This window comes from Chitinophaga flava (assembly GCF_003308995.1).
GTDB classification, from domain to species: domain Bacteria; phylum Bacteroidota; class Bacteroidia; order Chitinophagales; family Chitinophagaceae; genus Chitinophaga; species Chitinophaga flava.
In genome coordinates this window covers 2,674,814-2,688,512 of sequence record NZ_QFFJ01000001.1, presented here as the reverse complement: position 1 = coordinate 2,688,512, position 13,699 = coordinate 2,674,814, and the positions used below count along the sequence as shown (strand labels likewise).

12 protein-coding genes are annotated in these 13,699 nt (G+C 46.3%); 6 read left to right on the top strand and 6 right to left on the bottom strand.

Annotation, left to right across the window (positions count from 1 at the left end; all coding sequences use genetic code 11):
* Positions 1 to 59: 59 nt before the first annotated feature.
* The 4 genes from DF182_RS10730 to DF182_RS10715 all read right to left on the bottom strand — a co-directional run bounded on the left by DF182_RS10730 (position 60) and on the right by DF182_RS10715 (position 4,945).
* Positions 60 to 995, bottom strand: a complete 936-nt coding sequence (locus tag DF182_RS10730) for a TerC/Alx family metal homeostasis membrane protein (protein WP_113615618.1) — start codon at positions 993 to 995, stop codon at positions 60 to 62.
* 202 nt (positions 996 to 1,197) lie between these two features.
* A complete protein-coding gene (gene gldG / locus DF182_RS10725; protein ID WP_113615617.1) occupies positions 1,198 to 2,898 on the bottom strand; it encodes a gliding motility-associated ABC transporter substrate-binding protein GldG in 1,701 nt (566 codons plus the stop codon).
* Positions 2,899 to 2,908: 10 nt separating this feature from the next.
* Positions 2,909 to 3,649 (bottom strand): gliding motility-associated ABC transporter permease subunit GldF, encoded by a 741-nt coding sequence (gene gldF / locus DF182_RS10720; protein WP_113615616.1) that lies wholly within the window; start codon positions 3,647 to 3,649, stop codon positions 2,909 to 2,911.
* A gap of 69 nt (positions 3,650 to 3,718) precedes the next feature.
* Entirely contained in the window at positions 3,719 to 4,945 is a 1,227-nt protein-coding gene (locus DF182_RS10715; RefSeq protein ID WP_113616849.1) for an IscS subfamily cysteine desulfurase, read from the bottom strand.
* A gap of 114 nt (positions 4,946 to 5,059) precedes the next feature.
* Between DF182_RS10715 and mce the strand changes: the two genes are divergently transcribed.
* Positions 5,060 to 5,461, top strand: coding sequence for a methylmalonyl-CoA epimerase (mce, locus tag DF182_RS10710; RefSeq protein WP_113615615.1), 402 nt, complete (start codon positions 5,060 to 5,062; stop codon positions 5,459 to 5,461).
* Positions 5,462 to 6,193: 732 nt separating this feature from the next.
* On the opposite strand, the gene DF182_RS10705 is transcribed toward mce, so the two are convergent.
* Together DF182_RS10705 and DF182_RS10700 are read right to left on the bottom strand one after the other, a co-directional pair.
* Positions 6,194 to 9,478 carry a TonB-dependent receptor gene (locus DF182_RS10705; RefSeq protein WP_113615614.1) on the bottom strand — a complete coding sequence of 1,095 codons (3,285 nt, stop codon included), beginning with the start codon at positions 9,476 to 9,478 and terminating at the stop codon, positions 6,194 to 6,196.
* Between the two features lie 138 nt (positions 9,479 to 9,616).
* Positions 9,617 to 10,897, bottom strand: a complete 1,281-nt coding sequence (locus DF182_RS10700; protein ID WP_113616848.1) for a UDP-N-acetylmuramoyl-tripeptide--D-alanyl-D-alanine ligase — start codon at positions 10,895 to 10,897, stop codon at positions 9,617 to 9,619.
* Between the two features lie 108 nt (positions 10,898 to 11,005).
* On the opposite strand from DF182_RS10700, the gene DF182_RS10695 reads away from it, so the two are divergent.
* From DF182_RS10695 to apaG, 5 genes are all read left to right on the top strand, one after another.
* Complete coding sequence (locus DF182_RS10695) at positions 11,006 to 11,371, top strand: hypothetical protein (protein WP_113615613.1); 366 nt, start codon at positions 11,006 to 11,008, stop codon at positions 11,369 to 11,371.
* A gap of 17 nt (positions 11,372 to 11,388) precedes the next feature.
* A complete protein-coding gene (locus DF182_RS10690; RefSeq protein ID WP_113615612.1) occupies positions 11,389 to 11,937 on the top strand; it encodes a YceI family protein in 549 nt (182 codons plus the stop codon).
* Between the two features lie 30 nt (positions 11,938 to 11,967).
* Positions 11,968 to 12,906 (top strand): DUF5777 family beta-barrel protein, encoded by a 939-nt coding sequence (locus tag DF182_RS10685; RefSeq protein WP_113615611.1) that lies wholly within the window; start codon positions 11,968 to 11,970, stop codon positions 12,904 to 12,906.
* Positions 12,894 to 13,220, top strand: a complete 327-nt coding sequence (locus tag DF182_RS10680) for an eCIS core domain-containing protein (RefSeq protein ID WP_245957404.1) — start codon at positions 12,894 to 12,896, stop codon at positions 13,218 to 13,220. The genes DF182_RS10685 and DF182_RS10680 overlap by 13 nt, the downstream gene beginning before the upstream one ends.
* An 83-nt stretch (positions 13,221 to 13,303) precedes the next feature.
* Positions 13,304 to 13,690: a Co2+/Mg2+ efflux protein ApaG gene (gene apaG, locus DF182_RS10675; RefSeq protein WP_113615610.1), complete on the top strand. Its 387-nt coding sequence runs from the start codon at positions 13,304 to 13,306 to the stop codon at positions 13,688 to 13,690.
* The last annotated feature ends 9 nt before the right edge of the window (positions 13,691 to 13,699 follow it).

Below are 13,699 nucleotides of genomic sequence, written 5' to 3'. Positions count from 1 at the left end.
TATCAGATTTGAATAATCAGTTGACAACCTGTTACGACTCCAATAACAGTTGTTTTTTATTAGGCTTTTCCTTCCGGCAATTCTTTTTTCTGATGATGGAGCGAGTACCAGATTGCTCCTCCAAGACAAAGAATAATCACTATTAGCGATACATATACCGGTATATGGATAAAGTATTCTGCCAGCATTTTTAGTCCAATGAATATAAGTACAATGGCGATACCCTGGGGCAGATAATCAAATTTATCTACCGCTCCTCTCAACAGAAAAAACAGGGATCTTAATCCCAGTACGGCGAAAATGTTGGAGGTATATACCACGACTGGTTGCTGTGAGATAGCAAATACCGCCGGTATGGAATCCAGGGCAAAAATAACATCGGTAACAGCGAGCATCGCGACTACTAAAGATAACGTAGTCAGATACACCTTATTATTTTTGCGGATCACAAATTTTCCATTGGCTTCCTCATGTGTTACCCGCAGGTATTTGTTCATAAACCGGTAAACGATGTTTTCTTCCGGGTTGAACTCATCACTGACCTTGGCCGTAAACATTTTAATTCCTGTATACAGCAGAAACACGCCGAAGATATATAATATCCAGTGAAACCGACTGATGAGCACCACGCCCACACTGATAAAAACAGCCCGGAACACAAGTGCCATCAGGATGCCTATCAATAATACACGCGAGTAGTGCTCTTCCCCTATTTTAAAAAAACTAAAAATGAGAATAAATACAAAGATGTTGTCCATGGAGAGCGATTTCTCCATGAGATAAGCGCTCATAAAATTAATCGCTGTTTCAGATCCATCTTCAAACCACATAAAGCCAAAGAACAATACAGCCAGCCCAATCCAGAAAATACTTTGCCAGAAGGCGGTTTTAAGCGTTGTTTTTGTATTTTTTTTGCTGAATAAACCCAGATCAAAAACTAAAGCCAGAACTATCACAATACCAAATATGAGATATGTCCACTGGATCGGTGTCATGAATCGCTCGCTTTTTATGAGCAGCAAAGATAGGCAATTCTGCTCACGCAAAGCTTTAAAGAAGGCAAAGGAACAAAAGAGAATGTTAAAAATTACAGACGTAAAGGCGTAAAATTCACACTAAGGCATTAAAAAAAGCAAAGCAACGAAAGATAGTTGAATGTACTTTGTCGCTTTGCTCTCTTCAATTTCTTTACGTCATCTATTCAGCAAATTTACGCTGGCGCACAAACTGGAACACCATCGCAAAAAGCAGTACCAACCCTATTGGTATCACAAAACAGATAATCTGCCATTTTGTTTTTTCCCGCTGGATTTTTTCGTTGTCCAGCAGTCGAAGGGTCAGTTCTTTGTTGCGGCTTTCCATAATGCCGTTATGACCACTGAGATATTCCAGACAGTTGAGGAAAAATTCCTTATTGGCGAAGGCAAAGCCGGGGTTAAATTCATTGATGCCCATCTGTAAGGGGCCTTCTTTACGAGACACCGCATTGGCGATCAAATCACCATCACTGACGATGATCATCTTATTAACTGTATCCGCCTTTTCCCGGAAAGGCTTACCTGTAGCCTGCCGGAAACTACCTTTGGTAGCTTCGTCCAGGCGGTCGCGGAACAGAGAGGTGAAATGACCTTCCAGCAATACGGCGGCAGGTATGTATTGCTGCCGGTATTCCCGGACATTGGGTTTTGTTTTCACGATATCCCAGCTTATCTGCGAAGGTATACGGACACGGCGACTGCTCCTGGAAGTGGTCAGCAGCACGGTTTTCTGTACCCCATCGGCTCTTACTGTATCAAGAGAGCTGACAAAGCGACTCAGCACCATATCCATATTTTTTACAATGGGATGTGCTCCGGTAGGGGCCAGCATCGGGAAATAAGGAAAGGGTACGGGCTGTATCTGTGGCCGGTTGCCCACACTGCCTACTACCAATGGCACAATATCACATTGCAGATCCTGTACCAGGTCCTGGTTGATACGCACACCATAGCGGAACAACAGATCTTCCAGGTTAAGGCCCTTGTCAAAAGCCAGGAACTCCTGCCGCTGATGCAGGCTGTCCATAGATGCATTGGTTTCATCAATAAACCAAAGCACTTTACCGCCATTCATCACATACTGGTCTATCTTCAGTTTGTCCTGATCGCTGAAAGCCGATGCAGGCTTGGCAAACAGGATGATGTCGAAATCCTGCGGGACAGCAGGAACAGACTGTAAAGTAAGTGTATCGAGATTGTAGCCGGACTGTAGCGTAGTCAGTGCATCATATACTTCGGCACCCAGTGATTCACCATGTCCAAGCATATATCCTACCAACGGCTTTTTCTCCTCTTTCAGTTTGCTGATGGCATTGGCAAACTGGTATTCCAGCAGTGCTTCCGAATTATTCATCGTCTGCATCGGGTCTTGTCCTCCCTGGTTTTTAAGCAGGTTTACGCCCAGTTTTTTTCCCTTGTAATGTACCAGAGCACCGGGAAAAATAAGCTGCTGACTCTCGTTGGCATCTCCCTGTACTTTCATGTTAAAGGGCATGATACCCTGTGCCGTGAGTTCGCCCATGAATTTCATCCGGGCCGAATCGGAAAGGCCCTGCTGATTGGGATTGACGAAGACAAAGCGTATATTTTGTTTACCGTATTCGCGGAACTCTTCCAGCAGCTCACGGGTGGATTGTGCCAGCTGTTTGAAGCTGGCGGGATAATCGCCTTTCAGAAACACTTCTATTTCCACCGGGCTGTTGAGCTGACGCAGCATCTGTTTGGTGCTGCTGGTGAGGGTATATCTTTTTTCGGCTGTCAGGTCCCATCTGCCATGAAAATAGGCGGCGGCAATATTGAGGCCCATGAGCACTGCTATGACTGCCAGCGCACGCTGTATATATTTTTTTCGTTTAGCCATACTGTTTATATTAACCGTTCTGCCAGAGTTTTCTTTGGAGGGATAGTTTGGTAAGATAAAGCATCAGGCCGATGAGGCTGATGAAATAGATGATATCACGGCTGTCGATCACGCCACGGCTTACAGAGGCATAGTGAAATTTAATGCCGGCCATCTGAAGATAGTAATCAGCTCCTCCGCTGAAAGCCGGTATTTTACTGAGCGCATCAAAACCATTGTAGAAGATGTAGCAGGTAAAAACGGCTATCAGAAAAGCAATCATAGCATTGGAGGTAAGAGAGGATGACCACAGGCCGATGGCGGTAAACACGGCGCCCAGCAGAAACAGGCCGGTATAGGCGCCGAGGATGCCGCCATTGTCCAGCTGTTGCGGAGCAATACTCAGTTGCCGGATAGCGATATAATACACAAAGGTGGGTATCAGGGAGATGACCACAATCAGCAGGCTGCCCCAGAATTTTCCCATCACAATCTGCCACCAGCTGAGAGGCTTGGTGCTGAGGAGCTCCATGGTGCCGGTTTTAAACTCATCGGCAAAACAGCGCATCGTGATGGCGGGGATGAGCAGCAGGTAAATCAGCGGCGCCAGATCGAACAACGGATCGAGATTGGCGTAGCCGGTGTCCAGCAAGCTGGTATCAGGGAATACGAAGAGAAACAGGCCATTTGCCACTAAAAAAAGAATAATGGCCACATAGCCGGTGACGCTGTTGAAAAACTGGTTTATCTCTTTTTTAAAGATGGCAAGCATGGACAGTTGTGTAAGGATTAGGATACATAAAAATACAAATATATAAGATTATGGTTGCCGGCAAGAAAATCATCCCTGCTCCTGATGGTGTGCCCAGGAACCGGTATCCTGGAGATGCCCGTCTTTGTACATTTCCCAGAGCGGACTTTCAGCCCGTAACCGGTTGACGGTATCAGTCACCATACGGATCGTATAGTCTATCTGTTCATCTGTGGTAAAGCGCCCCAGCGCGAAACGCAGGGATGCATGGGCCAGGTTGTCGCCCAGACCCAGGGCTTTGAGCACGTAGCTGGGCTCCATAGAGGCCGAAGTACAGGCCGATCCGGAGGAGAGTGCTATTGTTTTGTTGAATCCCATCAGTAACGTTGATCCTTCTATGTATTGAAAGGAAATATTCATCACATGCGGCAGGCGGTGTATCACCGAACCATTCACATAAGTATGTTCTATTTGTAATAACGCTTCCTGAAGGCGGTTTCGCATGGCAGACAATCTTTTTGCTTCGGCTTCCATTTCCTGCTGGCAGATTTCGCAGGCCATGCCGAGTCCTACGATGCCGGGCACGTTGAGCGTACCGGAGCGCATGCCGCGTTCATGGCCGCCGCCGTCCATTTGTGCGGTGAGTTTCACCCGGGGCGACCGCCGTCTGACATAAAGGGCACCAACACCTTTGGGGCCGTACATTTTATGGGCGCTGAGGGTGAGCAGGTCAATGCCGTCATGGTCTACATGGACAGGTATCTTACCCACGGCCTGTGTAGCGTCTGACATATAAATGATGCCATGTTTTTTGGCGATGGCGCCAATGGCCGGCACCGGATTAATGACGCCTGTTTCATTGTTGGCGTACATAATGGCAATCAGTATCGTTTGCGGTGTGATGGCGGCTTCTACGGCAGCCGGGTCTGGAAGTCCGTCTTCATCTACAGGCAACCAGGTAATGACAGCACCTTTTTTCTCCAGATGTTTGCAGGTATCCAGTACCGCTTTGTGTTCTGTAACACAGGTGATGATATGGTTGCCTTTGGTGGCATAGGTTTCAAAGACGCCTTTGATGGCGAGGTTGACAGCTTCTGTGGCGCCGGAGGTAAACACGATTTCCTGTGGCTGCGCTCCTATCAGCCTGGCCACCTGTTCACGGGCATGATCCACAGCTGCTTCTGCTGTCCATCCAAAAGGATGGCTGCGGCTGGCAGCGTTGCCAAACATCTCTGTAAAATAGGGCAGCATTACTTCCAGTACCCTGGGATCACAGGGCGTGGTGGCGTTGTTGTCCAGGTAAACAGGCAGGCTCAATATATTTATTTTATTTTCTATATTATTTCCCAAACAATCCAAATCTACGACATAAGTTCTATTTTTACCCGGTTAAGCAAGACTGCATTTTATTATACCAGTAAATGATTTTCCATGTTAAAAGTAGAACACATCGGGATCGCTGTAGAGTCGCTGGCAGTATCCGTGCCGCTATTTGAGAAATTATTGAACACGCCTTGTTACAAGCAGGAAGAGGTGAGCTCTGAGCAAGTGCAGACAGCCTTTTTTCAACAGGGGGAAACAAAAATAGAGCTGTTGGAGGCAACGGGCTCTGACAGTGCGATTGCTAAATTTCTGGCTAAAAAGGGAGCTGGTATGCATCACATCGCTTTTGAAGTGGCAGACATACATGCGGAGATGGCAAGGTTAAAGGAAGAAGGCTTTGTATTACTGCATGAGACCCCAAAAAAAGGAGCTGATAATAAGCTGATTTGTTTTTTGCACCCTAAGAATACCAATGGTGTTTTAATAGAGATTTGTCAGGAGATCAGGTAGTGAGTTGTTTATGTATGAATGATTTTAATAATTAAAATTATTTTTATTTTTTTTCCATTTTAGCAATCCAAACAGATCCTGTGATACGTAGATTAATATGAACGGCCTCCAAAAGGGATGTACAAACAACATCAGACATAACCAAAATCAGAAATAAATATCTGCCCAAAACTTTTTTTAATTCTTTTTGAACAAATATATTTTCTGATACGTTATCTCTATAAATAACAATTCAAAAGATCACTTTACACTCAAGATATTATAAAGCTTGAATTTTATAGTTAATATAATTTTTAAGTTTTCACGATTACTCTAAAGTTGGCATAGGTTATGAACACCTGCGGGTTTTTTAGCTTGCAGGTCTTTTTTTTAAAGCAGCCAGCGAACAGTTATAACAGACAACCTTTTACTGGTATCATTTAATGGAGTTCTCCTGAGTGGGATAGTACAGAAGTTATACGCAACCGCGTATAATATATTAAACGCATCAGCTCCCCATTTTATTGCTCCTCTCTCAAAAAAGTATAGTTTTTCCCGCTATTATCATTCTACTTCTTTTACTGCTTCTGACTTATCGTTTATTCGGTATTAAAAATATTCGTTTATATCTCCGCTTTAATCTCCACCCATCATAATCATCAGCAGTATCATCCCTTATCACAGTCAAAAATGCCCCCAGAAGCTTTTGACGCTTCCGGAGGCATTGGTATAATTGATTCGGGCAATGTGTGTTTAGTTAAAAATATAACGTACGCCGATCTGACCCTGCCAGCGGGAGATAATGTTGGTATTATCTCTCCAGGAGTTGGTTGCAGGAATCTGGTTATCCTTGTCGAGGTAAGGGAAAGAGAACGCAGGAGCGCTGGTTGCTTTACCATTGGCATCACGGAGCTGGCCTTCATACTTCAGGAAAGAAGGTACGTTGGCAATCTGGTAAGTACCCCATTTTCTGTTGAGGAGATTACCGAAGTTGATGATGTCGAAAGTAAGGCGCAGCGTGTGTTTGTTTTTCTGCTTGCCACTGAATACATAGATATCCTGTGTGATGTTGATATCCATGCGTTTGAAGAAAGGTGCCACTACTGCATTGCGTTCTGCATACTGGCCACGGTGGCGGCTCAGATAATCATCCTGTTTGATGAAGTTGTCCAGCTGATTCCAGATAACTGCTTCGCTGCGTTTGTCAGCGGGGTTAGCGGGATCAAAGGTTTTGTCGCCGTAACCTACCGGTACCAGTTTGATATCGCTTTTGCTGGCTGGAATATAGATCAGGTCATTGTTTCCGCCGGAGCCATCATTGTTGAGATCGCCGTTGTAGGTATAAGAAGCAACACCATTAGGAGCAGCTTCGAAGATCATACCGATAGAGGTGGCGAAATTTTTAGCCCAGTTGAATTTATAGGTAGCGGCAGCAATCACACGGTGAGGGATATAATAGTTGGAGTATCCCAATGTGGGATCGTTAGGATCGCCACTTACGGGGCGGTCGCGCCAGTTGCCTTGTGCAATGGTACCACCGTCGTTTACAGAGCGGGACTTGCTGTAGGTATAGGCCGCACTGAGGTACAGGTTTGGCAGATTTTTCTGCACCTGTAAAGTTACAAAGTAAGAGTAACCTTTGTTGGTATTACGCATCAGGATAGCATCGCTGATATTGGGATTACCCAGGCTGGTACCGGCGCCATACATTTTGGGAGAGCTGTAACGCAGACGGTGATCCGGTGTGCTGTCCAGCTGAATACCGGTTGTTGGCAGGTTGATGTTCTGGAAATATACCGCATTGATGTCTTTGGAGTAGTTACCTTCCAGTGTGGCTATAATACCGCCAGGCAGCTGGCGATCTACTGCCAGTGTCATTTTCAGCACCTGGGGATATTTAAAGTTTCTATCGGTAACGGCTATATTATATTGTTTGGACGGTTCTGTTGTCACAACCCGGTATTTGTTAGGATCCGGATTGAAGGCGTATGGAATAGAAGGTATATTTTCATTGGTTTGACCCACGAATGAACCAAACTGTACACCGTTGTTACCTGCCTGGTTGCTCAGCCATACTGCCGGCGGAGGACCGGAGAACAGACCGATACCACCACGTACCTGTGTTTTACCGTCATGAGTGGCATCCCAGTTGAAGCCGATACGGGGAGAAAACATGGGCTTTGTTTTAGGCGCACGGCTTACATCCACCTGGATACCATCGCGGAAGGTCAGTGCTGCGAGGGAGTCATTTTTGTCGAAGGTGCTGCCTATAACAGGAACGTCTATACGTAAACCGTAAGTCAGTGTGAAGTGATTGTTGATGCTCCATTTGTCCTGGATAAAGGCACCCAGTTCCAGCATATTAATTTTAGCATAAGGGAAAGAACCATCTTTAGTAGTGGTATAAGACAGCGCATAACGGGATGCGTTGGTCAGACCGTTTTTGGCACTGGCATAAAAATCAGTGAGTGTGTTGAAACGGTAGTTGCCAATATAGTTAGGAGCAAATCCGTTTACAAACGTTTTGTAATAGTTCTGTGTACCGATGGTGATTTCGTGTTTGCCTTTGTAGAGGTTGAAGATATCAGACAGCTGGTATACGTTGGTGTTTAATTTATTGTTGTAGGTAAAAGGCTCATAACCGAAGGCGGTGTAGCTGTTGCCTTGTCCGTCGAGGATGTCTACCAGCGGGAATTCTTTCTCAGACAGTGCTGTTCTGAAGTCTCTCATCGCAGAGAAACCTACCTGTAATTTGTTGGAAGCACGGTTGCCGATGCGGGTGTTCAGTTCGGCGATGAAGATATTAAAGTTGTTGTTGATGGTGTAACCACTTCCGCTGAAGGGTAAGCCTGTATTGCTGGGCTGACGGCCTGCTCCGGGCGCGCCGCTGTTGCTGGCTGAGATATCCTTGTAGGATTTGAGGTAGTTGTATTTGAAAGTAAACGTGTTGCTTTCATTTACGTTCCAGTCAATTTTAGCGGTGATTTTATCGCTGGAAGTGCGATAGGCATAGCCTTGATATTCGCCGGGGTTGTACTGATAGTTGTCGATCAGGAACTGACGGAGTTGATTAAGTGTATCAGCTACAGCTCTGGAAACGTTACCAGTAGCGGGTGCGCCGGCTTTGGTATTCGCTACCATACTGGTGGCAGATGCGGTAATTCTTTCCTGTTCTGCGCTGATAAAGAAGAACACCTTGTTGGGTACTATAGCACCGCCGGCGGAGAAGCCGCGCAGGTTATAGTCAAACACAGGTTTGGCTACCTGTGCAGTGCCTACTTTCAGGCCCTGCAGGCCGGGTGACTGGATGTAAGTGTATACAGTACCTTTAAACTGGTTGGTACCGCTTTTGGTAACACTGTTGATACCGGCACCGGAGAAGCCGCCCTGTTTCACGTCGTAGGGAGAAACGTTCACCTGGATTTGTTCGAGGGCTTCGAGGCTGATAGGCTGTGAAGCTGTCTGGGAGCCGAGTGTAGGCTGCAGACCGAATGAGTTGTTGAAGTTGGCACCATCCACAGTGATGTTGTTGAGCTGGTTGCTTCTGCCACCGATGTTGAGGCCGTTGGCGGATGGGGTAAGTTTGGTGAAGTCCTGCATGGAACGTGTTACGGTTGGCAGGCGGTCCATTTGAGCACGGGTAATGATTTCCTGGCTGCCGGTGCGGGCTTGGTTGATAACCTTGCTCTGGCTGGCAGTTTTCACTACTATCTCGTTGAGGTTGCTGGTACTTTGCTGCAGGCGTATATCAGCCTTGTATTCCTGACCCAGCTGCAGGAAGATGTTTTCGCGTTTTTCATCCTTAAAGCCGATGTAGGAAACAGTGAGCACATAAGGTCCACCTACGCGCAGGTTGGGGAGGTTGAAACGTCCATCCTTACGGGACACGGTCACATAACGGGTGCCTGTAGGCTGATGGAGGGCAATAATACTTGCTCCTGGCACAGGACCCTGTTCACTGCCGATGATACCGGCGATGTCAGATGTGGTTTCCTGGGCAAAAAGCAAAAAGGGGATTACGAGTATGCAGCATAGCATACATAGGGTTTTACACCATTTGTTCTTGGGCATTACAATTCAGATTTTGGGCAAATATCAAATGAGAAATAATAGCATTAAAAATAATACAATTATGAAATCATTAACATTTGTTTGCCAAAATATCTAAAAATAATTTTATGCAATTACCTTTTCCATGCCGGTACTGCGAGAACCCTTGATAAGTATGTAGGTGTCCTGAAACTGTTGCTGCTGCAGCCATTGTGCAGCTTCTGCTGAATTTTCCAGGAAGATGTAGGGATGGTTTACCTTTTTAAAATCCCCGCCTACGAGTACCACTGCTTCCCAATGATGGCGTTGTAACTGCTCCACCAAAGCTTCATGTTCGCGGATACTGTCGGTGCCCAGCTCCATCATAGCGCCGAGCATCAGCACTTTGCGGGTAGCATCGATACCTACGAAGTTATCAATAGCCGCTTTCATGCTGGATGGATTGGCATTGTATGCGTCCATGATGATAGTATTGGTACCCTGTTGGATAACCTGGGAGCGGTTGTTGGAAGGCGTATAGTTGGCGATAGCGGGACCGATCTTTTCAACAGGCACATTGAAGTGGCTGGCCACGGCCACGGCGGCCATTACATTCGGGAAGTTATAGGAACCGGTGAGTTTAGTTTGTATAAATCCGATCGTACTGTTGCTGGTTATCTGCACACCGATGAGTGCCTTGTCTGCTGCGGGGGTGCCGGTGTAGTCAGCATCTTTGCTGCCATAGGTGATTACTTTGCTGATGCCTTTGCTCATCTCCATCAGATAGGGATAGTCGTTGCATACGAATACAGTACCGTTGTTGGCCCTGAGATAATCGTACAGTTCTCCTTTGGCTTTTTTTACCCCTTCTTCGCTGCCGAAGCCTTCCAGGTGGGCTTTCCCGATATTGGTGATGATGCCATGGGTAGGCAGGGCGATGGTGCAGTAGCTGGCTATTTCCTGCTGATGGCTGGCGCCCATTTCGATCACGGCTATTTCCACATCGGAGGATATGCCCAGGATGGTGAGCGGAACACCGATATGGTTGTTGAGATTGCCGATGGTGGCATATGTTTTAAAGCCGGCAGATAAAGAGGCGTTAATCAGTTCTTTCGTAGTGGTTTTACCGTTAGTGCCGGTAATGGCCAGAAAGGGGATATTCAGCTGTTTCCGGTGCCATAGTGCCAGTGCCTGTAATGTCTCCAGTACATTGTCTACCAGCATCATTCTGTCGGGGTGGGTAAAGTAGGCGGCTTCATCTACTACAGCAAAGGCAGCTCCCATTTCGAGTGCTTTCGCTGCAAACGTATTGCCGTTGAAGTTATCTCCTTTAAGTGCGAAGAAAATGTCATTAGCCTTCAGTTTGCGGGTATCTGTCTGAACACTGCGATGCTGCAGGTAGATATTATACAGTTGTTCTATGGTCACGGGCGGAAATATTTCATGCAAAATAATAACTAAATATTCAAATAGCTACATTCTCCGGCAACCTATTCTTTGCTAGTTCCGTATCAAGGCATGAATTAAAAAGCTACTATGAAACTTAGAACCTATCTTTTTTTGTCGGGGTTTGTACTGGCAGCTGCCTGTAAGAATGAGCAGGCAGTGGCCCCCGCCAGTGTCGATGGGAAATTTGACTGTAATGTCGCCCTAGTCACTACCAGTTATGTGTATAACGTCGTCACGGCCAACTGTACCTCCCGCGGCTGTCACCGCGCTGGTGGTTCCGATTTCTCTACCGCGGACAAACTGAAATCCTATATCAGTGCGTCCAGGGCTGTTTTTACACAGAGGGTTACCAGCGCCCAGGCCACTATGCCGCCGTCCCGCTTCCCTGCATTGTCTCAGGGAACAAAAGACTCTATCGCCTGCTGGATTGAAAAGGGTATGCCCGATAAGTAAACTTAATCTTTGCCATCATGAAAAGCCTTATCTGTTTATTATTCCTGGCCCTATTGTCCTCACCGCTGCTGGCGCAGGATATTTTCTCCTCTAAAAACACTCACTTTTCTTTCTTTTCCTCTTCCCCGCTGGAAGATATCGAAGCAAAGACTGAAAAAGGAGTGTCTGCCATCAACATCAAAACCAAGGCTATCTATTTCAAGGTGCCAATTGCTTCTTTCCAGTTCAGACAGAAGCTGATGCAGGAACATTTCAACCAAAACTATCTGGAAAGTGACAAGTATCCTTATGCCGAATTCAAAGGAAAAGTGCTGGACGATGCAGACCTCAGCAAAGACGGCACTTATCAGGTAACGGTAGAGGGTATACTAAATCTGCATGGCGTAGACAAAACCTACAAGGAAAAAGGTACTATCACCGTAAAGGGCGGTAATATCACTGCCGGTGCCACTTTTAACATCCGCATTGCAGATCATCGTATCGATATCCCTACGATTGTGGTGAAAAATATCGCGGAGGTAGTAGCCGTCACAGTGAATGCACTGTATACAGTTGTCAACCGGTAAAAAATCCATCATTCATTTTTAAATCAACACATGAAAATTATTGTTTCCCTGATGCTGCTGGCCGGTATCAGCTTCTATGCCCAGGCACAGGATGACCTGAGCAAACTCTTCGATTCTACCGGTGTCCGGCATCCCAAAGTATTATATACCTATAAGGGCACCCGTATTATTATGGGGCATTCTACGGAAACACTCCGTAAACATGAACTGGACTTCCGCGTGGATCACCGCTTTGGTGACATGGCCGGAGAATTCGGTGGTGTAAAGACATTTTATGGCATGGACAATTCTACGGATATCCGTATTGGCCTGGAGTATGGTATTACAGACAGACTGATGGTGGGACTGGGACGTTCCAAAGGCTCCGGCGCACAACGCCAGCTGGTGGACGTACTGGCGAAATACCGTTTGCTGGAACAAACACAGGATGATCATATGCCAGTATCAGTGTCACTGCTGGGCACCACAGTGATATCCTGTATGACTTCGGAAGCGGACCCGCATCAGGCCGCGTATTTCAAGGATGCAGCAGACCGGATGAGTTATGTGGCCCAGGCTATTGTCTCCCGGAAATTTGGCATCTTGTCTTTAACGCTGTCTCCTACTTTCGTCCATCGCAACCGGGTAGGTTATATGGATATGAACAATCTGTTTGCCATGGGCGTTGGTGGCCGGCTGAAGCTGTCGAAGCGTGTGGGACTGATTGCTGAATATTATTATCCTTTCCGGTCTAATGACAGCAAGGATTACTACAAGAAGAGCACTTCGCTCTATAATCCACTGGCAGTAGGTGTTGAGATAGAAACCGGCGGACACGTGTTTCATATCAACTTCACCAATGCCACTGCTATCCAGGAAACCCAGTTCATACCAGAGACCACTTCCTCCTGGTTGCAGGGACAATACCGCTGGGGTTTTAATATTTCCCGTAGATTTACATTATTCGGGAAAAAGGATTGGAAAAAATAAGATGTCGTATACACGTTGATTCAGGGCTTGCCCGCATTGCCGCTATGGTAATGGGAGTAGAACAGGTAGCCATGGTATTGGGACGCACTATACATCTGTATGGGGCGTCCCGTTTGGAGTTTCTGGCCGATACTGCCTGGCTCCGTCATGAAGCCTGTCATGTAAAGCAGTACCAGCAATATGGTATGATGGGTTTCCTGAGAAGATATCTGTATGAATGTGCCCGTAAGGGATATTATCACAACAGGCTGGAAATAGCAGCCAGAATGGCGGAGACTGATCCGCTCGTGCTGGAAGGAATAGAAATTATCTAAAAAATCGTTAAAGTGTTTCCCGGGGTAGAAAAAATCTGCCCACTGGCTTTATTTTTCTTATTTTTACGTCAAAGGTTGATTTTATGGTTAAGAAGGTAACAGAGGGCATCACCATCAGCGTAGAAACATTCTACCAGCCGGATTATTCCAATCCGATTGGAGGCGAATTTATGTTTGCTTACCGTATCACCATTGAAAACAACAATACATTCCCCATCAAGTTACTGCGCCGTCACTGGTTTATTATTGATTCCAACGGTTCCCACCGTGAAGTGGAAGGAGAAGGTGTAGTTGGTGTTCAGCCACTGCTGGCCCCCGGCGAAACCTATCAATATGTCTCGGGCTCCAACCTCCGCACCGAGATCGGAAAGATGTACGGTACTTATCAAATGGAAAATCAGCTTGATAAGAAAATCCTGGATGTCAGGATTCCTGAGTTCCAGATGGTTGTTCCATTTAAACTGAACTAAAGCGCAAAA

Bases quoted from the DNA above. Each gene is read 5' to 3' on its own strand.
- DF182_RS10730 (WP_113615618.1), bottom strand. From the start codon at position 995: ATGACACCGATCCAGTGGACATATCTCATATTTGGTATTGTGATAGTT.
- gldG (WP_113615617.1), bottom strand. From the start codon at position 2,898: ATGGCTAAACGAAAAAAATATATACAGCGTGCGCTGGCAGTCATAGCA.
- gldF (WP_113615616.1), bottom strand. From the start codon at position 3,649: ATGCTTGCCATCTTTAAAAAAGAGATAAACCAGTTTTTCAACAGCGTC.
- mce (WP_113615615.1), top strand. From the start codon at position 5,060: ATGTTAAAAGTAGAACACATCGGGATCGCTGTAGAGTCGCTGGCAGTA.
- DF182_RS10705 (WP_113615614.1), bottom strand. From the start codon at position 9,478: ATGCTATGCTGCATACTCGTAATCCCCTTTTTGCTTTTTGCCCAGGAA.
- DF182_RS10695 (WP_113615613.1), top strand. From the start codon at position 11,006: ATGAAACTTAGAACCTATCTTTTTTTGTCGGGGTTTGTACTGGCAGCT.
- DF182_RS10690 (WP_113615612.1), top strand. From the start codon at position 11,389: ATGAAAAGCCTTATCTGTTTATTATTCCTGGCCCTATTGTCCTCACCG.
- DF182_RS10685 (WP_113615611.1), top strand. From the start codon at position 11,968: ATGAAAATTATTGTTTCCCTGATGCTGCTGGCCGGTATCAGCTTCTAT.
- apaG (WP_113615610.1), top strand. From the start codon at position 13,304: ATGGTTAAGAAGGTAACAGAGGGCATCACCATCAGCGTAGAAACATTC.